Genomic DNA, 23,975 nt, shown 5'->3' on the forward strand with positions numbered 1-23,975 from the left:
GCGTTCTGTGCTGTGTTGGCAATATAAAGGCGTCCAGCTGTCTGGACCCCGTCGCTTTGTCGATGGCTCATCAGGCTTTAACGGCCCATTTTCCGCCTCCCAAACCTTCATATCTGAACAAATTGCCCACCTTGGTAGCGGAGCGCTAGTCGAGACAGCTTCAGAGGGGGGCTTACGCACTGATGATGCGCGGCAGCGGCCGGTCGTGCGGGTCCGTGGGCACTGCGGCAACCTGCTGCTCGGCAAACGCCACGCCGATAACCCTACAATCCTGGCGTAGCTGTGGCAGGTAGCGGTCGTAGTTCCCGCCGCCGTATCCAAGCCGGTTGCCCCGCACGTCGAAGGTGACGAGCGGCACGGCGATCAGGTCGATTTCATCCGCCGCGACAAGTGGAAAGGAAGAAGTGGCATCCGCGCCTTCGCAGGGATCGAAAACCGCCACGGGCCGAGCGATAAAGGGTGCGGGTCGCGCCACGTAGTCGCGTTCATCTACCGCTCGCATCCGCATAAGCGGCACCCCATCCTCGCGCTCCATAGCAGGAAACGCTACCCTCGCACCGTGTCCATAGGCAGCGCGTATAAAAGGGTCAAGGTCGACCTCGGAGCGCATGGCGGCATAGACGGCGACGGTTGCAGGTCCTGCCGTGGGCAAGCTATCCAGCTCGTCAAGTAGCCGATCGCAGATTGCCCGTGAGCGCTGCGCGCGCTCGTCGGCATCGATGGCATCGCGGGCAGCTAGCGCCGTCGTTCGCATGACGCGCTTCGCGTCAGCCTGTTGCACTTTTCGCACCAGCGCGAATGCCGGGGCGTAGGCGGCGACCAGGTCGTCCAGGCGCATGCGCGCGTTCGCGGGGCTCGTCGATGGCAGGCCGATCAGCTCGATGCCGCGCTCCCGTAGCAGCTCACCGTCAAAGCGGCGGCACAGGCGCGCCGCAGTGCCGCCGGTGCAGATAACACACTCGATCGGTGCTGCATCCAGGATGCGCGTCAGGTCGTTGGGTACGGGGTCGGAGATGCTCGCGTCCGATGCGCCCTCGATGGAGCAGGCTGCCAGCACATCCCACACGGCAATGCGGTGCTCCAGCAAAAACGCCGTGCGCACGTCGTTATCCACCAGCGCGTGATCGGCCAGTCCGAACAGCCGCTCCATCACGCGCCAAAAGCGGTTTTGCGGATGCCCGTAGTAAAACCCGACCTCGCGCGAGGCGGGCGAGGGCATCGTACCCAGCACGAGCACGCGCGACCGTCCGTCGAACACCGGCTCGATGGTATGGGTGACAACCTCGCTCATGGGGCACCTTTCAGGAAAACGCAGATGGGGCCGGGCGACAAGTTTGAACCCGGCCCCATCTTGTCAGGGCGACAAGTTTGTACCTGGCACCATCTTGTCGCTACGCCAGCAGGTCGACGGGCACAAGGCCGGCGCGACTGCGCTCGATGACATCGCGGCCGCCGAAGACGCAGATCGGCGCCTCCTGCGCCACGCGCGAGATGTCGTCGCCAAGCGCCCGCAGCTTTTCGGGCGTGGCGGCGAGCATATCGGCACGCAGTTCCTCGCGCCAGTGCACGGGACGCTTGGTGAAGAACTCGGCGTTCTGCCGGCGCGTGAGCGCATACGGCTTGAGCGGTGCGTCGTGGCCCGCCACGCACGACACGATAAAGCCCTCGAAGTCCTGCGCATCGGGCTCAAAGTTGCCGAGCCAGCTGCCCGCCTCGGCGATCCGCTCGATCGAGGGGTCGATCGCCGGATCGCGGTAGGTGTAAAAGCTCAGCTGGCGGTCGGCGATGGCGCGGAACCCGCAGCCGTAGGCGCCGCCCTTCACGCGGATCTCGTTCCACAGATAGTCGTAGGACAGCACCGTCGCGGCGACGCCCCAGGTGCCGTCCATCGCGATACCCATCGCGCGCGGATCGGCCGCCTTGGCCACAAAGCAGATGTCGCTCGGGATGATGAACGCCTCGCGCTTGGGTTCGGGCACGGGAACGTACAGCTCCTTGGCCGCCGCCGTGCGCTCGACAAGGTCCATCGTGCCGGCAACCGTCCAAAAGCGTTCGTAGTCCTCGTCGGACCCGGTGAAGCTCGCCACGGTGCCGGTCGAGGTGAAGATCCGCTGCTGCAGCTCGCGCAGCTGGTCGCGCAGATCGTCCACGCGCTCGTCGAAGTGCTCGAGCAGCTCGCGCAAGAAGCGGTAGAAGTCCACGCCGCCGAGCTTTTCCTGCACCACGCCGGCAGGTGACACGTACGACCAGGAGCGGGCGAGTGCCGCCTGATGGCCGGCGTTCAGGAAGCTCTGCTCCATGCCGATGCGCATCTGGGTGAGCACGTCGCGGATGCGGTCGGTATCGTCGAAGACGGTCTCGCCCCACACCTCGGCGGGGATGCTCGCCAGCATGTCGATCTTCTCGGACAGGGCGCCGGCCGCCACGGTGAGCACCGGGCGCGCGAGCTTCCAGTTGGGCTGCGCCATCACCTCGGGGGCGAAGGCCAAGAAACCCAGGTTGGACCCGATGTAGCTGTCGAGCTCCGCGGCGGAGCGGCGGCTCGTGCCCAGCTGCTTCATCAGGCGGGCGAGCACCGACACGTAGGGCAGCTCGGCGTAGCTCACATGCGTCAGGTCGAAGTACATCATGAGGTAGGCGAGCCGGTGTGTGGGGATGTCGTGCTTCAGGCACGGCAGCGGGGTGAGTGTATCCACCGTGAGCGCGGGCTCGGGGCGTGCCGGGCCGATGTCCGACACATGCAGGCGCGGCAGCGTCGCCTTCGCCTCGGGCGTGTCGGGGGTCTCCTGCACGGTGCGCAGGGTGGCTACGTTGGCGGCCACCTCGTCGCGGGAGGGCAGCTCGTCGGCCGGCAGCCGCACGATGCTCGGGTCGTCATCGGAGGCCGCCTCGCGCGGGGCCAGGTCCACGAGCGCGCAATGCTCGCTTTCGAGCACGAGCTCGCGCAGCAGGTCCTCAAAGTAGGAACCGGCAAGCTCCTCGCGCAGCTCGGCGTAGACCGGGCCGTACTTGAGCGCGAGCGTGGCGGCATCGTCGTCGTACAGCCAGGTCGACAGCACGTCGCACGCGATCGCCACACCGTCGGCCATCCCGTAGTCGCGCTGGCGCAGGTCGTACTCGTTGCTCGAGATAACGGCCTCCAGACGGTCACGGGGGATGCCCTGCTCGACCAGCGCACGGCATTCATCCTCGATGACGCGGCGGAACTCACGTGCGACCTCGGGTTGAGCGTTCTGCAAGATAATCAATTCATAGGGCTGCAAGCACGAGGCGTCGGTATAGCTCACCACGTTCCCGCCGAGTCCGGCGGCCAGGATGGCCTTCTTCACCGGCGCTTCGTTGGAACCGAGCAGGGCTTCGAAGAGGATGTCGGCGGCGATGGTGCGCTTGCGGTCGAGCGCGCAGCCCAGCACGTAGGCCATGCCCACCAGCGCGTTTTCGGGCGTGGTGGCCATCTCGACGCGCTGGTACTCGCACACGACGGGCGCCTGCCGCTCGAGCGGGTTGGGCGCGCCGGGGTTCTCCACGAGCGTGCCGGCCTCGCGCTTGGCTGCCGCCGCGGCATCGCGGGCGGCATCGGACAGATAGCGGTCGTTCAAAAACGCGAGGACGCGGTCGGCGTTCAGGTCGCCGTAGAGCACGATGTAGCTGTTGGCCAGGTTGTAGTGGCGCGCGTGTGTGTCGAGGAACTGCTCGTAGGTGAGGTTCGGGATCGCGCGGGGGTTGCCGCCCGATTCGCACGCGTAGGCGGTATCGGGGAACAGCGCGCGGCCCATGGCGTTGTCGAGCACGTCCATGGGGTCGGACAACGCGCCTTTCATCTCGTTGAACACCACGCCGTTGTAGCGCAGGCCGGAGCCGGCGTGTGCGTTGGAGCCCGCGTCGCCGGCAGAATGGTCGCCGGCGGAGGCGTCGTTCGTGCTCGCCGCATCAGCGCCGGAGCCGCCCTCGTCGAGCTCCATATGCCAGCCCTCTTGCTCGAAGATGGCGCGCTTGGCGTAGATGGCCGGGTTGAGCACGGCGTCCATGTACACGTCCATGAGGTTGAGCAGGTCCTGCTCGTTGGTGGACGCCACGGGGTAGACCGTCTTGTCCGGATAGGTCATGGCGTTCAGGAACGTCTGCATGGAGGTCTTGATCAGGTCGACGAAGGGCTCCTTGACCGGGAACTTTGCCGACCCGTTGAGCACCGAGTGCTCCAGGATGTGGAACACGCCCGTGTCGTCGACCGGCGGTGTCTTGAAGCCGATCGCGAAGGCCTTGTTCTCGTCCTCGCAGGCAAGGTAGAGCAGGCGCGCGCCGGAGGCGCCGTGGTGCATCACGTACGCGTTAGCATCGAGCTCGGGGACCTCCTCGGAGCGGATGAGGTCGAAGCCGTGCAGCCGAGTGCCCGGCGTAAGCTGCGCCGCGGCGCGATCGCGTGCGGTCTGATCTGTGGAACAACAAGTGGATTCGCCCATGGGTGTCCTTTCAAAACGGTGCATCCACAACGTTATACCCCTCCGTGGCGCGCGCGGGGTTGTCAAGATGCGAGAAAGGGCGGCTTCGTTGCGGGGCGAGGTAGGGTTGCCGGTTGCTGCGTCCCGCCGTTCGCCGTGCCCCGTTGCCGCGTGCGGGAAGGCCGCGCCTGCCCGCCGTCCATCCACGAATCATCTACAAGAGCGCGCGGGCATCGACGTTTGCCGTGCGGGCGCTCCGGCATGCCGCAGTGACTTGGAAAATATGCAAAAACGTGCTGCAACCTGCAAAAAGTATGCGCTATGGTAAACGGCGGACCACATGACGAAGCAGGGGGAAGTATGTCCGAGGACATGGACAGGATCATGCACGAGAACGTCCCGCACGGGGCCGACGCCGCCAGCCGCGCCACGCGCCGTGCCTGGCGCGACCGTCTGAACGTCCGCGCCTCGCACAAGATGCTGACCGGTGCGGCGTGCGCGCTGCTCGGCGGCGCCTTCTGGGGCTTTTCGGGCACGGCGGCAAGCGCCCTGTTCGACGTGTACCACGTGGATACCATGTGGCTCATGAGCGTGCGCCAGCTGCTGGCCGGCGCGCTGTTCATGATCATCATCCTGCTGTTCGACCGTAAGCGCTTCGTGCAGCTGTGGACCACGCGCGAGCACCGTCGCACGCAGCTGATCTTCACGTTCTTCGGCCTGCTCGCCAACCAGTTCTTCTACCTGACCGCGGTGCGGCTCACCAACGCGGGCACGGCGACGGTTTTGCAGTGTCTGCAGCTCGTGTTCATCATGGCGTATGCCTGCATCACCGCGCACCGCCGTCCGCGCAAGCGCGAGATCGCGGGCCTGCTCATGGCTTTTGTCGGCACGGTGCTCATCTCGACCGGTGGCGACCTCACCAAGCTGTCCATCCCGCCGCTGGGTCTGGCCATGGGCCTGCTCACCGCGCTCGGGGCGGCGCTCATCACCATCCTGCCCGTCAAGATCCTGCCGGTGTACGGCTCCACCATCGTGACTGGCTCGGCGATGTTCCTTTCGGGCATCGTGACCACGATCTTCGTGCAGCCGTGGAACAACGCCCCGGCGCTCGACATGGGCGGCATCGAGACGCTCGTCGTGTTTATCCTGCTCGGGTCGTTTTTGGCCTACCTGCTCTACATGCAGGGCGTCAAGGACATCGGCAGCATGCGCGCCGGACTTATCGGTACGGTCGAGCCGGTATCGGCTACGGTCACGAGCGCGCTCATGCTGGGCATCGCCTTCGCCCCGACCGACATCATCGGCTTTGTGCTCATCATCGGGATGATGTTCCTGACGGTGTAGCGGGCTTGGGTGCAAAATCGCCCGACGCGATTTCACGCTCGGGGCGTCGTTTACGCATCGAATGCAATGCCCGTACATTCTCCTGACAAATTCGTTCTTTTTGTGCTACAGGGTGGGACATCTCCGTTGATCGTTTTGCAAAATCTGCAATGGTTGCTGCGATGACCTGCGTGACCTGCCCGAATGTTAGACAACGCTGACAAGCTCCCGTGCATTCCCAAAAGAGCATGTACGAATCAGGTTACATAAACTGCGAGATGATATAGTGATGGAACGCTTCTGCACGCTGGTTGGGATATGCGTCGGGAGCGTCTTGGCGCCGCGCGGACGTGCGGCGGCAGGTGGCATATCCGAACGGATGGGCAATCGTCGCTGAGCGCGCGTTGGCTGTGCCTTCGGAGGTTGAATAGCCGGTCGGTTGGTCCCTCAGGTCGGGTCCACGGAAAACGGTATCGTGTACGCGCGTGGACGCAGGGCGTCCATATGGCTTGTCGTGCGTAAAAACCGTGCTCCGCCATGGGTCGTGGGACACGCTGCCGCCTGCGTTCGATCTTCGTCGGTATACGTCAACATCGTCGCCAAAGCGGGCGAGCAGCCGATCCACCGCATGCATATCGAAGGCCGGGTCGTACGTGGACATGTACGTGCTGCAGGTCCCCGGCGGACGCGAGCGCGCTGCGGTGGAACTGCTGCAAAAGCTGATGGGTGACGCAGTGGGCGAGTGCTTCGTCCCGCTGTGCGAGGTCATGCGCCGCAAGCATGGCGAGTGGCATCGCGAGGAGCTCAGGCTGTTCCCGGGATATGTCTTTTTGACCACATCGGATGTCGAGGGCATCGCGCAGCGTCTGCATGAGATGCCCTTTTTCGTCCGTATCGTCGGCGGGCACGACGAACGATACGTGCCGCTCTCGCATGACGAGGTGGCGTGGTTGCAAGCGCTCACCAACGTGGAGACCCACACCGTGGAGTTCTCCGAGGGTGTCATCGAGGGCGACGAGGTCAAGGTATGGAAGGGTCCGCTCAAGGGCCAGGAGGCCAAGATCGTCAAGATCGACCGTCACAAGCGGTTGGCCTGGATAGAGATAAAGATGTTCGGCCGCACCAAGGTGGTCAAGGTGGGGCTGGAGATCGTGAGCAAGTCGTAGAGCTTGTTGGTCGGGGGATTGGCATCGAAGGATGCAGCATATGAATGACACATGTGCCGGCGCCGTGGCGGAGGCTGAGTTGGCCGACGGCACAGTTGCCGAGGTTGTAGTTGAAAGAGGTCGCTCCGGGTCGCATCCGGTTATGGAGCAGCTCGCGGAGGCGGCGGCAGCAGCGGAGACCAAGCGGGAGGCAGCCGCGGTACTTACTGCGGTCAACCATACGCCCGGACTTACCGAGAGCGGCATCGCCGCGGATGTTCTGGCCGAGCTTTTGCCCGATGAGGGCGTGGTGGAACTGCCGCGGCTTTCGCATATTTCGGGCAGCTTGGGCTATCGGTTTGTAAAACGCGCGTTCGATGTCTGCTCGTGCGGCGTGGCGCTGGTGCTCTTGGCGATTCCCATGGCGGTGATCGCTCTCAAGATTAAGCAGGAGTCACCCGGTCCTGTAATCTACGCGCAGCGCCGCGTCGGCCTGAACGGTAAGGTGTTCAACCTCTACAAGTTCCGTTCGATGTATCAGGATGCCGAGGTCGCCGGTGCTCGCTGGGCGCAAGATGGCGATCCGCGCGTGACGCCGTTCGGCAAGTTCCTGCGCAATAAGCGCTTGGACGAGATTCCTCAGTTTTGGAATGTGGTCAAAGGCGACATGTCGCTCATTGGCCCGCGTCCCGAGCGTCCAGCGTTTCACGAGGTATTCTGCGAGCGCATTCGCGGCTGGGAGCAGCGCGTTGTGGTAAAGCCGGGTATCACCGGTTTGGCCCAGGTTGAGGGCGGCTACGACTTGCTTCCGAAAGAGAAGGCGAAGATCGACATCCTGTACATCGAGCACCGGAATGCCCATATGGATTGGGGGATCATCTGGCGCACGATCCGCACCATGATCAGCGGGGAGGGTGCACGGTGAGGATCCTCGTTGTCTGCCAACACTATTGGCCTGAGCCCTTCAATACAGCAGATGTCTGTGAGGAGCTTGCTCGACGTGGCCACGAGGTTGAGGTTCTTACCGGATTGCCAAATACCGGCATGGAGGGTGGCGATATTCCGGAGGAATATCGCCATGGCAGCAATCGTGTGCAGCATCGAAATGGCGTAACGATTCATCGTTCATGGCTTTGGCCGAGAAAGTCTGGGGCGAAGAATCGTGTCCTGAATTATATGAGCTTCTGGGCAAGCGCCAATCGTCTTGCTAAAAAGCTCGATCGTCATTTTAATGTTGTAATTGGCTATCAGTTCTCGCCCGTAATGCAAGTTGATCCGGGAATTACCTATGCCAAGATGACCGGGGCGCCTTTCTTGCTTTACAGCTTTGATTTATGGCCTGAAAGTTTGAAGGCGGGAGGGTTTTCTGAATCGTCCCTACCGTTTAAATGGATAAAGAGCGTTTCTCGAAGAATCTATTCAGAGGCTGACGTCCTTGCAGTTACTTCTCAAGGCTTTTTTGAATACTTTACGAAAGAGTTGGGGATTGAGCCAAAACGAGCTCTATATCTTCCCCAATATGCTGAAGATATTTTTACTGATGCCAAGAGTGGCCATGATCGTATCGACGGCTTTGACCCGAACAAGATCAATTTGGTTTTCGCGGGCAACATCGGTGCTGCGCAGTCGGTGGAGACCATCATCGAGGCGGCGGGGTTGCTCCGTGATCGCAGCAATTTCATTTTCCATATAGTGGGTTCGGGCTCATCCCTGGAAAAATGCCAGCACTTGGCAGATCGGCTCAAGCTGACAAACGTTGTTTTCCATGGTCGTCGGCCTCTCAATGAGATGCCCGCGTTTTATGCCAATGCGGATGCCATGCTTGCAACGTTTGCCGATGACTCCATCCTTGCTTTCACGCTTCCGCGAAAAGTAACAACGTATCTTGCTGCGGGGAAGCCGGTTCTGGGGACGCTTGCGGGCGAGGCGCGACGTGTGATAGAGGATGCGGGCTGCGGGTATTGCTGCAATCCCGAAGATGCGGATGGCTTGGCGGAAATATGCCTTAAATTCGAAGCCAATGAGAACCGAGATGAACTGGGAGTGAGGGCGAGGTCTTACTTCGACTCCCATTACGCGAAAGAGCTTTTCTTTGACACGCTGGAACAGACTCTGGAAGATTTGAAGGGAACAAAACATGGCGCATAGCAGCTTTGCCGGCAAGACGCTGATGATCACCGGCGGAACCGGATCGTTTGGAAATACCGTGCTCAAGCATTTCCTGGAGAGCGAGGTCGGCGAGATCCGCATCTTCTCGCGCGACGAGAAGAAGCAGGACGATATGCGTCACATGTTGCAGGCACGCCATCCGGAATATGCGAGCAAGGTGCGCTTCTTTATCGGTGACGTGCGTAATGCCCAAAGTGTGCGCGACGCCATGCGTGGCGTGGATTATATCTTCCATGCTGCTGCGCTCAAGCAGGTTCCTTCATGCGAGTTTTTCCCGATGGAAGCCGTGCGTACGAATGTCATCGGTACCGATAACGTGCTGCACGCTGCCATTGACGAGGGTGTCGAGCGCGTTGTGTGCCTCTCTACCGATAAGGCGGCCTATCCCATCAACGCCATGGGCAAGTCCAAGGCCATGATGGAATCCATCATCTACGCCAACGCGCGCAATGGTGCCGGTCGCACTACCATTTGCTGCACGCGTTACGGCAACGTGATGTGCTCTCGTGGCAGCGTTATCCCGCTGTTCATCGATCAGATTCGCGCCGGTCGCCCTGTGACGATCACCGATCCATCCATGACGCGCTTCCTCATGAACCTCGATGAGGCGGTCGATCTGGTGGAGTTCGCGTTCCTGCACGCGAACCCGGGCGATCTGTTCATTCAGAAGGCGCCGGCATCCACGATTGGCGACCTTGCGGAGGCGGTTCAGGAGCTCTTCGGCAAGACGGGCACCAAGGTGATTGGTACGCGTCATGGCGAGAAACTCTACGAGACCCTCATGACGCGAGAGGAGCGCCTGCGCGCCGAGGACATGGGCGAATACTTCCGCGTTCACTCCGATTCTCGCGACCTCAACTACGACGACTTCGTTGTCGACGGCGAGGTTAAGACGCAAGCAGATGAGCCCTATACCTCCCACAACACGCGTCGTCTTAACGTTGCCGAAACGGTCGAGAAGATCAAGACGGCGGAGTACGTCCGGCTCGCCCTCGAGGGCCGCGAGCACGAGGCGGTGCAGTGATGAGGGTCCTCGTCACCGGCGCCAGGGGGTTCGTGGGACGGAACCTCTGTGAGTCCCTCAAGGCGATACGCGACGGCAAGGATCGCAGGGAGCGCTATCAGGGCCTCCTGCCCCTGACCGTCTGGGAGTGCGACGTCGACACCCCGCGTGGGGATCTCGAGCGCTGGTGCGCGGGGGCCGACTTCGTCTTCAACCTCGCCGGGGTGAACCGCCCCGAGGACCCCGCCGACTTCATGGCCGGCAACTTCGGGTTCGCCTCGGAGCTGCTGGGCATGCTCGAGCGCGGCGGCAACCGCTGCTCCGTCATGCTCGCGAGCTCGGCGCAGGCCTCGCTCGAGGGCCGCTACGCGGGCTCCGCCTACGGCGAGTCCAAGCTGGCGGGGGAGGGGCTCTTCTTCGAGTACTCCGAGCGCACCGGCGCCCCCGTGCTCGTCTACCGGTTCCCAAACCTCTACGGCAAGTGGTGCCGACCGAGGTACAACTCCGCCGTCGCCACGTTCTGCGACGCGATAGCCAACGGCCGCCCCTACACCGTCAGCGACCCCTCCGTCGAGCTGGAGCTGCTCCACATCGACGATTTGGTCGAGGAGATGCTCTCCGCCCTGCTGGGCGAGGAGCACCGCTGCGGCTACGACGGGCTGGAGCCCGTGCCAGATCCTGCAGGGCGCTACTGCTACTGCCCCGTGACCGACCGCGCGACCCTCGGCGAGATCGTCTCCCTGCTCGAATCCTTCAAGATGAGCCGCGACGACCTGTCCGTGCCTGACCTGACGGAGGGGTCGCTCTCCAAGAAGCTCTGGTCCACCTTCGAGAGCTACTACGGCGCGGGGTCGCTCGCGTACCCGCTGCGCGCGAACCGCGACGAGCGCGGGTCGTTCACGGAGTTCCTGCGCACGCCCGAGCGGGGGCAGGTGTCCGTGAACGTCTCCAAGCCCGGCGTGACCAAGGGCAACCACTGGCACCACACGAAGTGGGAGCGCTTTCTGGTGGTCTCCGGCGAGGCCCTCGTCCGCCTGCGCCGCGTCGGGCTCGACGAGAGCGGCGAGCCGTACCCCGTGGACGAGTACCGCGTGAGCGGAGATAACCCGATCGTGGTCGAGATGGCGCCCGGCATGACGCACAGCATCACCAACCTGTCCGCGACCGACGACCTCGTGACCGTCATGTGGGCCAACGAGCCCTTCGACCCCGAGGACCCCGACACCTTCCACGAGGAGGTATAGGTGACCAAAAAAATCAAAGTTGCACTTATTGGTCCAGTTCCTCCTCCTGCTGGCGGGATTGCATCTTGGACTCTACGTATGCTCAGTTCGGATATTGCAGCTAAAGATATAGATTTCATTCACATTGATGAGAGTGTTTCAGCGGGAAGAGAGATTTTTGGTTTAGAAGCAAAGAGAAGCCTTCCTAAAGAGCTCGCAAGATGCCGACGTATATGGAATGACCTAGAAAATGCGATTATTAATGAGTCGGCAGAGTTAGTTCATGCCAATATTCCGGCAGCTCCCTTAAGCATGCTGCGTGAGTTGATATGTGCGATGATTGCGAACAGGCATAATATACCGTTTGTGATACACTTTAGATGCACTGTACCGGTCTACGCCTCGAATCCGATTGCTCTATTTTTGCTTAAGAGCTTGTTGGTTCGGTCAAGTGCAGTAGTGGTGTTGAACGAAGCATCCAAAGTATTTGTTGAAAAAATGACCGATACTCCTGTATATTTGATTCCGAACTTCATTTCTTCCGAAGAACTTGCCTTAGCTGTTAAGAGCGCTCATTCATATAATGGATCGCTCAGTAAGGTTCTGTATACAGGTGGAATTATAGAATCAAAAGGTGCATATGATATTCTAGAAATTGCTAAGGCTATGCCGGAAATCGAATTTCGGCTAGCCGGGAAAGGTGGGTTCCCAGTTGATGCCGTCATCCCTAAAAACATTAGAATTCTTGGCCAATTAAGCAGAGAGTCAATATGCGCAGAATACAAAGAGGCCGATGCATTCATTTTTCTATCTCGATTTAGGGGAGAGGGATTTTCTAATTCACTGGCTGAGGCGATGGCCTTCGCCCTCCCTTGCATAGTATCTGATTGGGCTGCAAATGCTGATATGATCAACCCAAATGGAGGTATTGTGGTTGATTATCGCAATATTAACAGTGTTGTCCAGTCACTTAAGTATCTCAACAGCCCGAATCATAGACGTGAAATGGGCAGAGCAAACCAGAAAAAAGTCATGGAACTATATTCCGAAGATGTGGTGATGTATCAGTATCTTAAGTTATATCGGTTGTTATCAGGGAAATAATGACCAACCTTGTAACCAGGGTTTATTAAGTCGCTATATTCCGCTGGTGAGGGGATTTGATTCTAATATGAAAATTACTTGCCTAATCGATAGCTTGGTAAGCGGCGGCGCTCAGAGACAATTAATTAACCTTGCAAAGCTACTTAAGGACAGTGGACATGTAATTGACTTTTTAGTTTACCGCGACCACAGCTTTTTTGCCGAATTGCTGCATTCGTTTGGAATTACTGAAGTAAAGATTCAATCAACCAATAACTTGGACTTGCTTATTAAAGTTAGGAAGTATTTAAAGTCAACGAGTCCTGATGTCTTAATCTCGTTTTTGGAGACTCCTAATTTTATCGCCTGTTTCTCCTCGATGGGAAAACACAGCTGGAAGCTGATTACGAATGAGCTCAGTGCGAAGGAAGCTTCCTTTACTTCCCAAAGGGCTATGCTTTTTAAGCGCTTTGAGAAATACTCAGATGCAATAGTGTGCAATTCTAAACAGGCCTGTAAGCTTTGGAACCAGTATCTCCCACAATACAGTCAGAAAATGAGGGTAATCTACAACCCTCTTGTGATTGAAGAAAGCGCCTTGGTTGCTCCACTTTGGCACCCTAGAAGGGCTGGTAAACTCAGAATCGTAGTAACAGCTAGTTATCAATACTTGAAAAATCCGGTTGAACTTGCGCGTGCTGTTCTTATGCTTGACGAGAGGGAGCGGTCCGTTTTGCAAATTGACTGGTATGGGAGGTCTGAAGTCGTCAAAGGAGATACTCGCGCCTTTGACGAAACTGAATCGATAGTCAGTGAATATGGAATTTCAGGATGCCTCAGATTGCACGAGGCAATCCATGATATATACCCTGCGATTGCCTCTGCAGATATTGTTGGTCTGTTTAGCACTGTTGAAGGTTTACCCAATGCTATATGCGAGGGAATGTATTTTGGAAAGCCAATCGTGATGACCCCTATTTCAGACTTCGAGATCCTTGCAGGCCATGGAAATGGAATTATTGCTGACGGATTTGATGCCCCGGCGATTGCTTCTGCATTGAAAAAAGCGATTGCGTTATCCGATGATGAGATTATTAATATGGGTGAAAAATCTCGAGAGCTCGCGCTGTCCATGTTTGCTCCAGACATTATTTGTGAGCAGTGGAATACCTTGTTGCGAGATCTGACGGATGAAGCCTGTCAATAGATGAAATATCGAAAAAAGCATATTAGACATAGTTTCAATCTTACTATAGTTAGGTGACAAATGAATAGCGTCACAGATATACAGGAACATGCTAAACAATTCCTGGTAGATGAGGTTGCGAAGGAGGCAGAGGGGCTCCGACGGCAACGCTCAAGAAAGCTCTTGCTTGCGTCCGGTACCGCAATCGCTGCTAAAGCTCTTGCAATGCTGGCTCCTCTTATTACCATTCAAGTAACATTTAACTACTTGGGTCAAGAGGTATACGGGTTGTGGAATACAGGCGCATCGTTCTTTGCGCTATTTGCCTATGCCGACCTTGGCTTGGGAAGCGGAGTCGCAACAGAGCTGGGCAAAGCATCGGGTAAGGAGAATTCTGTTGAGCAATGTCGCAGGATAATATCTAGTGCGTACACCGTATTAATCATTGTAGCAACTGCTATTTTAATATTATTCTGCATGATATATCCCCTATGCGACTGGGGCGCATTTCTAAACGCAGAAAGTGAGCGGACTTTGGCACTTGTTGGTGGAGTCGTGCTTGCTATAGTCATGCCTCGAATCTTGAGCATCCCGCTGTCTCTTGTTCAAAGAACTCAGATTGCGCTTCAAGATGGATTTAATAGCTATCTCTGGCAATGTGTTGGTAGTATTTTAAGTATCGCAGCAGTGTACGTTATTAACTGGATGGATCTTGGCTCGCTAGCCATTATTTGGGCCAACTCTATGATTAACGTATTTGTTCTACTTGCCAATACGATTTATTATTACATTTTTAGAAAACGCGCGCTTGCCCCAAGCTTCTCTTTAGTAAACTGGGAGACCATGAAGCGGCTTCTTCGTTTGGGCTTAGGTTTCTTCGCGCTCTCATTTCTTACAAATCTTGGACTTACGCTAGATAGTTATATCGTCGGGGTCTCACAAAACTTGAGCGAGGCTGCTTCCTATTCGATTCTATATAAGGTTGTCCAAGTTGTTACGGCGGTATGCACGCTGATTTCCAACAATTTGTGGGGTGCTAATGGAGAGGCGATGGCGCGAGGGGATTACTCATGGGTTAAAACAAATACAATAAAGATGTCATTGCTGTTTTTTGTTGTGACCTTAAGTATATCGATCACGGTCTTTCTCTTTGTGAATCCAGCTGTGACGCTATTGCTTCATAAGAATTTATCGTTTAGCCCATTTTTAGTTTCAGGTATGTGTCTCATGCAAATCATTCTAGCGACACTATCTCCACATTTTATGGTTCTAAATTCAGCTGGTTGCGTAAAGATTCAGATGGTTCTATTCGGAGCCTACACTCCATTGTCGTTTTTTTTGAAGTTAATCTTATGTCAGGTGTATGGAGCGAGCGTCGTTCCATGGGTTGGGGCGATATGTTATTTGATGATCATTGTGCCAGGCGTGCTCTTTGCAGAAAAAAGGATTCTAGCGGGAAGGGTCTAAGGATGACCGAGACTCCCGAAATTATTCAAAGGCTTGCACCCAGAAGCAACATTATTGTTGGTCTGCGTCTTAGAGACATTGGGTTTCTTCTAGGAATCTTAATGATAGTGGTGTCTCAACTATTACGATACCAAGCAGCACCTTGGACTCCAATATTGACAGCAAATGATGGGATACAGCAGCTTGGAATTTCAACAACGTTAACCGCAGGGCTGTCATTTTGCGCCTCTATCATCATGTTGATCGCGTCCCTCAGTGCCTTCTCGGCTAACAGGGATAGAATCCCACAGCCTCTCTCATGGTCCGTCTTTGCCTGTCTTGCTTTAGCTGCGCTCTGGATTATTGTTTCTGCAATAAATGACGGGATGTCGGATTTAGTTTATAAAACAGGAACGCCCCTCGTATTGGTGTCCGTTGCCATGGTCTTTTGCGGCTTTGATAATCATTTAATATCTATTATATATCGCTTATGTCCGTTTGGTGCAGCATTCTTTGCGGCCCTTGCGGGGATAAGCTTTATTCAGGCGTATATGACATATGGATGGACAGTTTTTGGAAGCTCTTCCACTTTTGTATATTTTATTGCTTCATTTTGGCTATCAAGCTTAGTGATATGTAGATCAATTATTGAAGGAAAGAGAGTATTTTTCGTATACATTCTTCTTGGGATTCTTTTATTGGAAGCGGTTTTGCTTCATTCGCGAAGCTGGGTGATACAAGTCTTTTTATTGTTGCTGGGATATACCTTCCTATCTTCTTCGGATCCATTGTTGAAACGAGTATTCAAGGTTGCATTATTAGCAACGATATTGTTCGTAGCCTATAGGGTACTCGTTTCTCAGTTTGATGATTTCCTAATTGCATTTCTAGATAAGCTAGGCTCAGATACGAGATCCGAGCAATATAGAATTGTATTTTCACAGATTACTCCTCGTATTTGGCTGCTAGGTGGTGGTTTAAACGCTACCTATCGATTTGGATCTGTTATGACCGGAAGCATTGATAATCAGTATCTATATCTCGCCTACCATTGGGGAATATTTACCGTCATATCATATGTTTTCCCTTTGTTATATGCCGTTCTCAGCGGGTTGCGAAATATCGATGATATCGAGGTGAGAACGAATACATTCGTTTTAATACTATGGATGTGCGCTCTTGGCGGCCTGTCAGTGTACAACGTGCTTTCGATAAATATTCCAACCCTAATCCTTCCAATGATAGGGGGATTTGTAGTAAACCGAATACATATTATTGGCCAGGTGATTCAACAGTGAGCAAGAAACATCCTTTGGCGCTATACGTTGGTAGATTCGGTCATCCAGATATCAGTGCTTCAGGGCAACGTGTATATAACGTCGGAGTAATGCTGCGTGACAGTGGGTGGGACGTTAAATATATAACTGCGGCACATGGTTCGAAAAGCTGCTACTACGATGGGTTCTCATTTCAATCAGTAGCCCCGAAGGGGCATGTTTCTAAGGCCCGAGCGCTGTGCAATCTGGTATTTGAAGGCGATCTTATTCGGGCAGCTGTTGAAATGTGCGCAGAGTTTTCTCCTTCGATAGTTATTTTATATAACGCAAGCGGGCTTTTACAACAGCGATTGATGCGAGTATGCAGAAAGCTTGAAATAGCAGTTTTTGGCGATGTGACCGAATGGTACAGCGCTTCAACTTATATGGATTTCGCCAACCTAATTCGAGTCTGTTCTGTTGATTGGCGTATTCGACATTCCGACATCCATCTAGCGGGAGTAATTTCGATAAGCACGTTCTTACATAACTATTATCAAAAGCGGGGGGTTCGCTCGTTTGAGCTTCCACCTGTTTTTGGAGATGACGCTTTTGTCGAGCGTACTAATAGGAGAGACGGCCCTCTTCGCATCATTTATGCTGGATCGCCAGCGCAGAAGGATAATCTAAGTTCTGTTCTTAAGGCCTATTGTATGAGAGTGGCAAAAGGTGACTCAATAGAGTTCGACGTAGTGGGGCTTACGGAGGGACAACTTAGGGATTTGTTTCCGGATGTGATTAAGCCTGGACCCTTACCGTCAGGGTTGAAAGCGTGGGGTAGACAGCCAAGGCATGTAGTACTCCAAATGCTCGCAAGTGCCGACATCTGTTTCTTGATTCGTGAATCGAAGCGTTATGCGCGAGCTGGTTTTTCGACCAAGTTTGCTGAATGCATGTGCTCTGGTGTTCTTATGGCATGTAACACGGTGGGTGGGGCTGACCTACTGCTAGAAGATGGCGTTAACGGCTTCATCGTTGATGGGTCTAATGCAGAATCTATTGCGGCGATAATCGATGAAGTATCTCACATGAGGACAGAAGACCTTAGTCTAATGAGTCGGTCTACCGTTCATTTTGCTCGACGCACGTTTTCTCGTGACGCCTATACAAGTTATTTGAATGAGTTCTTGAGTGTCTAAAACATAACAATAGTACATAGAGAAAGCTTTTCATTAATGCGCATACTAATAATATTTGACGACTATTTCGGTGGAGCAGGTAATGTTGCCCAGCTATTAGCTCGAGAATTACGAGAAGATAATGATGTAACTTTAATGCCCACCAACGAGCACACCTCTCCTCGTTATGAGTTGAGTAACATACGCCTTGCTCCATATAGACTACAGGTCCGCAAATCGGATTTCCTGTTCCTCGGGAAGCGCATCTTAACCCCACTGCGCTGCTCAATTCTAGAGCATAGCCCTGATTTAGTTATCTCATTTCTGGATATTATCAATACCCTTGTTTGCCTGTCTTTAAGAGATGAAAACGTTGCGCTGATAGTTTCTGAGCGCAATGATCCAATCAAATCTGCCCCGTCGCCCCCTTGGGGGATTATGAGAAGACATGCGTATGAAAGAGCGGATATTATCACTGTGCAATTCCCTTCCTTCATCTCGTCATTAGGTAAGAAGCTCGAAAGGAAAGTGCGCGTAACTCCAAATATAATTCAACCTGCACCGCATAAAACTGTGCCTGCTGTTCACCATCCTCTTCGATTGGTTTCCGTAGGTAGGTTGACTCATCAGAAAAGATTCGATCGAATGCTTGCAATAATGGGGCGGTTTATTCAAAGCCATCCCGATGCGACGCTTTCTATCTATGGCGACGGCGAACTTCGCGAACAGCTTTCGTTGCAGGTAAAAGAGAGCGGACTCTCCGAGAACGTTCTCTTCATGGGTGTCACATCGGACGTTCATGCGGCATTGATAGAATCAGATGTTTTCTTGATGACCTCACAATTTGAGGGGTTTCCCAATGCGTTAAGTGAAGCTCTTGCCGTCGGACTACCTTCCGTCTCTTATGCGTGCCATCAGGGAATCCGAGATTTGGTTGGAGAAGGGGGGATAGTTGTTGAGGAGGGGGATGTAGACTCCTATTTAGGCGCATTGAACGAATTGGCAACGTCTAACGTGTCTTGGATGAGGTGTTCCAGAGGGGCATTGGATTCCGCTGATCGTTATGGAGCTACAAGAGTTGTCCCGCAATGGAAACAATGTATGTCTGATGCAATGAGGCTGGCTGCATCTCGAAAATAAACGTTGGGGAGTGTCTTATGTCACTACTGAGCTGGATGAGTAACCGCAGGTTCCTGAAGCGCCAAGCCGATGCCGTGGCGCGCGGCCTGATGATAGGGACGGGGTGCGAAATACTCAATGATTGGGATTTTGGATCTGAGCCATATCTGGTCACTATCGGTAATAATGTTAGGATTGCTTCTGGTGTAAAGATTGTCACCCATGATGGGGGAGTTTGGACCCTGCGACATCTCTATCCTGAGCTTTCAGAGATAGATAGATTCGGAAGGGTAAAAATCAACGATAACTGTCATATTGGGCTTAACGCAATTATTCTGCCTGGTGTCACTATTGGAAGCAACTGCATTGTGGGGGCAGGCGCGGTTGTAACGAAAGACGTTCCTTCCGGATCGGTTGCGGTTGGAGTTCCAGCGCGTGTGATAGGCAGCATTGAAGACTATAAAAGCAAACATGAGTCTGAGTTTGTGCGCACAAAAAAGCTATCTCCAAGTGAAAAGCGTGAATATGTTGAAATTCGCTTTTAACGTGCACGACCTCGACGGTTTTTTGGCAGAATAGCGGGAGGAATAGATGAAACGTACAGTTTTAGTTACCGGTGCGGCCGGTTTCATTGGCGCGTTCCTGTCGGCACGGCTCGTCTGCGAGAGCTGGGACGTCGTCGGGTTCGATAACGTCAATAGCTATTACGATCCCGGCATCAAGGAGGACCGCATCCGCATGGTGGAGGCCGCGGCCGCGGAGGGGCCGGGCTCCTTCCGGCTTGTTCGCGGCGACCTCTGCGACGCGGCGCTGGTGGAGCGGCTCTTCGCGGAGCACTCCTTTGACGTCGTGGTCAACCTCGCCGCCCAGGCGGGCGTGCGCTACTCCATCGACAACCCCAGGGCCTACGTGGACTCCAACCTCGTCGGGTTCTTCAACGTTCTCGAGGCGTGCCGGCACCATCCCGTGAAGCACCTGGTGTACGCGAGCTCGAGCTCCGTCTACGGCGGCAACGAGAAGGTGCCCTTCTCCGAGTCCGACCGGGTCGACCACCCGGTGTCGCTCTACGCCGCCACCAAGAAGGCCAACGAGCTCATGGCGCACGCCTACTCCAAGCTCTACGGCATCCCGGCCACGGGCCTCAGGTTCTTCACGGTCTACGGCCCCATGGGGCGTCCCGACATGGCGTACTTCAAGTTCGCTGACACGCTCCGTGCGGGCGGGACGATAAAGATCTACAACATGGGCGACTGCCGGCGCGACTTCACCTACGTCGACGACATCGTCGAGGGCGTTGCGCGCGTGATCGCGCGGCCGCCGGCCGACTGCGGCACCGGCGCCCGCTACGCCGTCTACAACATAGGCAACTCGGAGCCGGTGCAGCTGCTGGAGTTCGTCGACACGCTCCAGCGCGTCCTCGTGGAGGAGGGGGTCCTCCCGGAGGGCTACGACTTCGAGGCGCACCGGGAGCTCGCCCCCATGCAGCCCGGCGACGTGGTGGAGACCTACGCCGACTGCTCCGTCCTCGAGCGCGACTTCGGCTACCGGCCGGCGACCGCGCTCGAGGACGGCCTCCGCTCGTTCGCGAAGTGGTACCGGGGGTACTACGAATGCGGGGTGAGATAGATGCCCGGCTCAATCGAGGTCGTCATCGGTCCGAACGGCTACGGCAAGACCACTTATCTTGAGAAGAGGCGGCAGGACCTCCTCGACGCGGGGGTCGACCCGCGCGAGATCCTCTTCCTCCCATCCGAGATCAAGCTCCTCGACGAAGTTAAGGACTCCGTGGACAGCTCGCAGACAATGGAGTACCTCATGTCGGAGATGCTCGAGACGCCCGCGTACATAGAGAAGCGGGACGAGCTGTTCGATGAGCTCGACAGCGCGATAGCGGCGAACGTTGGCGCGTTGAACGCGATGCTCGACGAGGTGCTTTCGCTCAACAGATCCGTGCGCTCGGGGGACTTCATCTCGCCGAACCCGAGAAAGAGGTTCATCAAGTATCCGGTTGCCATCAATCAAAGGGACGTCAAGGAGAAAATGGGCAGCGGTCAGCGCATGCAGCTGCTGCTTAAGTTCGCGGAAAACAGCAGGAAGGAGCATATCTTCCTCGACGAACCAGAGAAGTACTCCCATCCATCGCTCCTGAACGGCACGGCGAGGGCGATCAACGGTCTCGTCAGCGCCGGCAAGTCCGTGTGCATCGCGACGCACTCCCCGAAGCTCGTCTCGATGCTGGAGGTCAGCTTCGGGGACATCCGGATCATCAACGACGCCACGCACGAACCGAAGGAAATCGACTTCGACGGGGCGGTCGCAGAGGCAAGTAAGCTGGTACCCGGTGGCTCCCTGCCCGCCGATTGCAAGAGGTACTACGGCAGCGGCGCCTCCTTCCGCGAGTGCCTGGAGAGGCGCCACGCGCGGCCATTCATCGAGTCGCTGTTCTCCAGGCACGTCTACCTCTGCGAGGGCGCAAACGACGAGCTGTTTGTCATCGAGGCGCTGAAACAGCTCGGGGGCTACTACGATGATTACAGCGTGGTGAAGACGTGGGGCAAGCCTAACATGCCCGTGTTCATCGCCCTGTACAAGGGGCTCGATGTCGGCTTCAGCGTCGTTTTCGACATTGATGACGAGCTGAAGTTCCCGCACGACAAGGTGAACCATGCCATTCGTCAGCTTGCGGCTGGTCATACGGTCGTTGAATTCGCCCCCAATCTCGAAGCGGAACTTGGCTACCAAGCGACTGGATCCAAGAAGGGGGATTCCCTCGCCCTGCTTGACTATCTTGAAAGCACGGGAATTGATCCAAAGTTCGACCCGAGAGAGATATAGCTGACAAATCAATTGCGGCGCAACAGCCGAATGATCGTTATTCGTTCCCTGACAATTGGAGATCGACATGAAGATCGCAGTCGCAGGCACAGGCTACGTCGGCCTGTCCATCGCCGTCCTGCTCGCGCAGCACCACGAGGTGAGCGCCCTGGACATCGTCCCCGCGAAGGTGGAGATGCTCAACCGCCTCGAGTCGCCCATCCGCGACGCGGAGATCGAGCGGTTCCTGGCCGAGGCGGGGAGGGGGGAGAGGCCCCTCGGTCTGAGCGCCACGGCCGACCCCGCCGAGGCGTACGCGGGCGCTGAGTTCGCGGTCGTCGCCACGCCCACGAACTACGACCCCGACAGGAACTTCTTCGACACCTCGGCCGTGGAGGCGGCGATCGACGCGGTGCGCGCGGTGAACCCCGGCGCGTGGGTCGTCGTCAAGTCCACCGTTCCCGTCGGCTACACCGAGCGCCTGCGCGCCGAGCGCGGGGACTCCCGCATCATCTTCTCGCCGGAGTTCCTGCGCGAGGGACATGCGCTCTTCGACAATCTTCATCCCAGTCGCATTGTAGTGGGTGCGCCCGCGGATGACGTTGAAGCTCGTGCTGCTGCGGAACGCTTCGCCGCCCTGCTTTCTGAGGGCGCCGATCCCGCTGAGCACGATCGCGCGAACGAGGATGGCTCGACTGGCATTCCCGAACTTGTACTCGGCCTTACGGAGGCCGAGGCGGTCAAGCTCTTCGCCAACACCTACCTGGCGCTCCGCGTCTCCTACTTCAACGAGCTCGACACCTATTGTGAAGTGCGTGGCCTTTCCACCGCCGACGTCATCCGCGGTGTGTGTCTCGAGCCGCGCATCGGATCGTTCTACAACAACCCGTCCTTCGGCTACGGCGGATATTGTCTGCCCAAGGACACCAAACAGCTGCTTGCCAACTATAAGGACGTGCCTCAGAACCTCATCGAGGCCATCGTGGATTCCAACCGCACACGCAAAGATCACGTTGCGGACGAGGTGCTCACGCGCGTGAATGAGCTCGTGTACGCGGGCGTGTCCGCGCCGACTGTGGGTGTGTATCGTCTCACCATGAAGAGCGGATCGGATAACTTCCGCGCATCTTCTGTCCAGGGCATCATGAAGCGCGTGAAGGCCAAGGGCGTGCCCGTGGTGGTCTATGAGCCCACGCTTGACGACGAGACGTTCTTCGGTTCCGAGGTCACACACGATCTCGCGGCTTTCAAGAAGCGCTGCGACCTGATCATCGCTAACCGATGGAGTGATGAGCTTTCGGACGTGTCGGACAAGGTCTACACGCGTGATCTATTCCGTAGGGATTAAGCTAAGTACGAGACTCTGCTTTGTTGAAAGGGTGAGACCATGCCCCTCCGCACCGACTACTCGGACGTCTCCTTCAAGAACGACGGCCGCCTGAAGCTCCTCGTCATCGTGGGCACGCGCCCGGAGGTCATCCGCCTCTCGGAGGTCATCAAGAAGTGCCGCCGGCACTTCGACTGCCTGCTCGCGCACACCGGGCAGAACTACGATTACACGCTGAACGGCATCTTCTTCCGCGACCTCTCGCTGGACGACCCGGACGTCTACATGGACGCGGTGGGGGAGGACCTGGGCTCGACCATCGGCAACATCATCGACGCCTCCTACAAGCTCATGGCGCAGGTCAAGCCTGACGCCCTGCTCGTGCTGGGCGACACGAACTCGTGCCTCTCGGCCATCCCCGCCAAGCGCCTGCACATCCCCATCTTCCATATGGAGGCGGGCAACCGCTGCAAGGACGAGTGCCTGCCGGAGGAGACCAACCGCCGCATCGTGGACGTGATCTCCGACGTGAACCTTGCCTACTCCGAGCACGCGCGCCGCTATCTTGCCGCCACCGGCTGCGCGCCGGAGCGCACCTACGTGACGGGCTCGCCCATGGCCGAGGTGCTGCGCGCGAACCTGGGGCAGATCGACGCGTCGGACGTGCTCGACCGCGAGGGCCTGGAGCCCGGCGGCTACTTCCTGCTCTCAGCCCACCGCGAGGAGAACATCGACACGGAGGCCAACTTCCGCTCGCTGTTCGGCGCCATTAACGCGCTCGCGGAGGAGTACGGCAGGCCGATCCTCTACAGCTGCCACCCGCGCAGCCGCAAGCGCCTGGAGGCCACCGGCTTTGCGCTCCACCCGCTCGTCCGCACGCACGAGCCCATGGGCTTCCACGACTACAACCGCCTGCAGTCGAGCGCCTTCTGCGTGGTCTCGGACTCCGGCACCCTGCCCGAGGAGTCGAGCTTCTTCGCCTCCATCGGCCGTCCATTCCCGGCTGTCTGCATCCGCACCTCCACGGAGCGCCCCGAGGCGCTCGATAAGGGCTGCTTCACGCTCGCGGGCATCGATGAGCGCGGCCTGCTCAACGCTGTGCGCACCGCGGTCGCCCTCGACGCGGAGGGGTCGCTGCCCGCCGCTCCCGTGCCGGACTACGCCGACGAGAACGTCTCCACCAAGGTCGTGAAGATCATCCAGTCCTACACGGGCATCGTCGACCGCATGGTGTGGAGGAAGTACTAGTCAGAGCGAATCGATC

General features: G+C 56.7%; 19 protein-coding genes. 17 read left to right on the forward strand and 2 right to left on the reverse strand.

What is annotated here, in order from left to right:
• Window positions 1–172: 172 nt before the first annotated feature.
• Both I6E04_RS09900 and I6E04_RS07980 read right to left on the reverse strand, forming a co-directional pair.
• Window positions 173–1,291, reverse strand: coding sequence for a 5-formyltetrahydrofolate cyclo-ligase (locus I6E04_RS09900; RefSeq protein ID WP_328225617.1), 1,119 nt, complete (start codon window positions 1,289–1,291; stop codon window positions 173–175).
• A 100-nt stretch (window positions 1,292–1,391) separates the two neighbouring features.
• Window positions 1,392–4,460 (reverse strand): insulinase family protein, encoded by a 3,069-nt coding sequence (locus I6E04_RS07980; RefSeq protein WP_235422656.1) that lies wholly within the window; start codon window positions 4,458–4,460, stop codon window positions 1,392–1,394.
• A 339-nt stretch (window positions 4,461–4,799) separates the two neighbouring features.
• Here I6E04_RS07980 and I6E04_RS07985 point away from each other — a divergent pair, with 339 nt between their 5' ends.
• The 17 genes from I6E04_RS07985 (at window position 4,800) to I6E04_RS08065 (ending at window position 23,959) form a co-directional block, all read left to right on the forward strand.
• Window positions 4,800–5,783, forward strand: coding sequence for a DMT family transporter (locus I6E04_RS07985; RefSeq protein ID WP_235422657.1), 984 nt, complete (start codon window positions 4,800–4,802; stop codon window positions 5,781–5,783).
• A gap of 638 nt (window positions 5,784–6,421) precedes the next feature.
• On the forward strand, window positions 6,422–6,928 hold the full coding sequence (gene loaP, locus I6E04_RS07990; RefSeq protein ID WP_235422687.1) for an antiterminator LoaP: 507 nt from the start codon (window positions 6,422–6,424) through the stop codon (window positions 6,926–6,928).
• A gap of 79 nt (window positions 6,929–7,007) precedes the next feature.
• The gene (locus tag I6E04_RS07995) at window positions 7,008–7,832 is read left to right on the forward strand and encodes a sugar transferase (protein WP_235422658.1); all 825 of its coding nucleotides are present in this window, start codon (window positions 7,008–7,010) and stop codon (window positions 7,830–7,832) included.
• Window positions 7,829–9,055 (forward strand): glycosyltransferase family 4 protein, encoded by a 1,227-nt coding sequence (locus I6E04_RS08000; RefSeq protein WP_235422659.1) that lies wholly within the window; start codon window positions 7,829–7,831, stop codon window positions 9,053–9,055. The genes I6E04_RS07995 and I6E04_RS08000 overlap by 4 nt, the downstream gene beginning before the upstream one ends.
• Entirely contained in the window at window positions 9,045–10,100 is a 1,056-nt protein-coding gene (locus I6E04_RS08005) for a polysaccharide biosynthesis protein (RefSeq protein WP_235422660.1), read from the forward strand. Before I6E04_RS08000 ends, I6E04_RS08005 begins: the two co-directional genes overlap by 11 nt.
• Window positions 10,100–11,323, forward strand: coding sequence for a polysaccharide biosynthesis C-terminal domain-containing protein (locus I6E04_RS08010; RefSeq protein WP_235422661.1), 1,224 nt, complete (start codon window positions 10,100–10,102; stop codon window positions 11,321–11,323). Before I6E04_RS08005 ends, I6E04_RS08010 begins: the two co-directional genes overlap by 1 nt.
• Complete coding sequence (locus I6E04_RS09905; protein ID WP_235422662.1) at window positions 11,324–12,406, forward strand: glycosyltransferase family 4 protein; 1,083 nt, start codon at window positions 11,324–11,326, stop codon at window positions 12,404–12,406.
• 67 nt (window positions 12,407–12,473) lie between these two features.
• Complete coding sequence (locus tag I6E04_RS08020) at window positions 12,474–13,592, forward strand: glycosyltransferase (protein WP_235422663.1); 1,119 nt, start codon at window positions 12,474–12,476, stop codon at window positions 13,590–13,592.
• Between the two features lie 60 nt (window positions 13,593–13,652).
• Window positions 13,653–15,038 carry a lipopolysaccharide biosynthesis protein gene (locus tag I6E04_RS08025; RefSeq protein ID WP_235422664.1) on the forward strand — a complete coding sequence of 462 codons (1,386 nt, stop codon included), beginning with the start codon at window positions 13,653–13,655 and terminating at the stop codon, window positions 15,036–15,038.
• A 2-nt stretch (window positions 15,039–15,040) separates the two neighbouring features.
• Entirely contained in the window at window positions 15,041–16,315 is a 1,275-nt protein-coding gene (locus I6E04_RS08030; RefSeq protein ID WP_235422665.1) for a hypothetical protein, read from the forward strand.
• Entirely contained in the window at window positions 16,312–17,472 is a 1,161-nt protein-coding gene (locus I6E04_RS09910) for a glycosyltransferase (RefSeq protein ID WP_235422666.1), read from the forward strand. Before I6E04_RS08030 ends, I6E04_RS09910 begins: the two co-directional genes overlap by 4 nt.
• 36 nt (window positions 17,473–17,508) lie before the next feature.
• Window positions 17,509–18,591 carry a glycosyltransferase gene (locus I6E04_RS08040; protein WP_235422667.1) on the forward strand — a complete coding sequence of 361 codons (1,083 nt, stop codon included), beginning with the start codon at window positions 17,509–17,511 and terminating at the stop codon, window positions 18,589–18,591.
• A 17-nt stretch (window positions 18,592–18,608) separates the two neighbouring features.
• Window positions 18,609–19,115 carry an acyltransferase gene (locus I6E04_RS08045; RefSeq protein WP_235422668.1) on the forward strand — a complete coding sequence of 169 codons (507 nt, stop codon included), beginning with the start codon at window positions 18,609–18,611 and terminating at the stop codon, window positions 19,113–19,115.
• A gap of 46 nt (window positions 19,116–19,161) precedes the next feature.
• Entirely contained in the window at window positions 19,162–20,196 is a 1,035-nt protein-coding gene (locus tag I6E04_RS08050) for an NAD-dependent epimerase/dehydratase family protein (RefSeq protein WP_235422669.1), read from the forward strand.
• Complete coding sequence (locus tag I6E04_RS08055; protein WP_235422670.1) at window positions 20,197–21,405, forward strand: ATP-dependent nuclease; 1,209 nt, start codon at window positions 20,197–20,199, stop codon at window positions 21,403–21,405. It begins immediately after the preceding gene.
• Between the two features lie 67 nt (window positions 21,406–21,472).
• Window positions 21,473–22,732, forward strand: coding sequence for a nucleotide sugar dehydrogenase (locus I6E04_RS08060; protein WP_235422671.1), 1,260 nt, complete (start codon window positions 21,473–21,475; stop codon window positions 22,730–22,732).
• A gap of 39 nt (window positions 22,733–22,771) precedes the next feature.
• Complete coding sequence (locus tag I6E04_RS08065; protein WP_235422672.1) at window positions 22,772–23,959, forward strand: UDP-N-acetyl glucosamine 2-epimerase; 1,188 nt, start codon at window positions 22,772–22,774, stop codon at window positions 23,957–23,959.
• Window positions 23,960–23,975: the final 16 nt, after the last annotated feature.

The organism is Collinsella tanakaei (assembly GCF_021531055.1).
In the GTDB taxonomy this organism is placed as follows: domain Bacteria; phylum Actinomycetota; class Coriobacteriia; order Coriobacteriales; family Coriobacteriaceae; genus Collinsella; species Collinsella tanakaei_B.

Excerpts from the sequence above, each read along its gene's own strand:
- I6E04_RS09900 (WP_328225617.1), bottom strand. The coding sequence starts at position 1,291 with ATGAGCGAGGTTGTCACCCATACCATCGAGCCGGTGTTCGACGGACGG.
- I6E04_RS07980 (WP_235422656.1), bottom strand. The coding sequence starts at position 4,460 with ATGGGCGAATCCACTTGTTGTTCCACAGATCAGACCGCACGCGATCGC.
- I6E04_RS07985 (WP_235422657.1), top strand. The coding sequence starts at position 4,800 with ATGTCCGAGGACATGGACAGGATCATGCACGAGAACGTCCCGCACGGG.
- loaP (WP_235422687.1), top strand. The coding sequence starts at position 6,422 with ATGTACGTGCTGCAGGTCCCCGGCGGACGCGAGCGCGCTGCGGTGGAA.
- I6E04_RS08005 (WP_235422660.1), top strand. The coding sequence starts at position 9,045 with ATGGCGCATAGCAGCTTTGCCGGCAAGACGCTGATGATCACCGGCGGA.
- I6E04_RS08010 (WP_235422661.1), top strand. The coding sequence starts at position 10,100 with ATGAGGGTCCTCGTCACCGGCGCCAGGGGGTTCGTGGGACGGAACCTC.
- I6E04_RS08020 (WP_235422663.1), top strand. The coding sequence starts at position 12,474 with ATGAAAATTACTTGCCTAATCGATAGCTTGGTAAGCGGCGGCGCTCAG.
- I6E04_RS08025 (WP_235422664.1), top strand. The coding sequence starts at position 13,653 with ATGAATAGCGTCACAGATATACAGGAACATGCTAAACAATTCCTGGTA.
- I6E04_RS08030 (WP_235422665.1), top strand. The coding sequence starts at position 15,041 with ATGACCGAGACTCCCGAAATTATTCAAAGGCTTGCACCCAGAAGCAAC.
- I6E04_RS08040 (WP_235422667.1), top strand. The coding sequence starts at position 17,509 with ATGCGCATACTAATAATATTTGACGACTATTTCGGTGGAGCAGGTAAT.
- I6E04_RS08045 (WP_235422668.1), top strand. The coding sequence starts at position 18,609 with ATGTCACTACTGAGCTGGATGAGTAACCGCAGGTTCCTGAAGCGCCAA.
- I6E04_RS08050 (WP_235422669.1), top strand. The coding sequence starts at position 19,162 with ATGAAACGTACAGTTTTAGTTACCGGTGCGGCCGGTTTCATTGGCGCG.
- I6E04_RS08055 (WP_235422670.1), top strand. The coding sequence starts at position 20,197 with ATGCCCGGCTCAATCGAGGTCGTCATCGGTCCGAACGGCTACGGCAAG.
- I6E04_RS08060 (WP_235422671.1), top strand. The coding sequence starts at position 21,473 with ATGAAGATCGCAGTCGCAGGCACAGGCTACGTCGGCCTGTCCATCGCC.
- I6E04_RS08065 (WP_235422672.1), top strand. The coding sequence starts at position 22,772 with ATGCCCCTCCGCACCGACTACTCGGACGTCTCCTTCAAGAACGACGGC.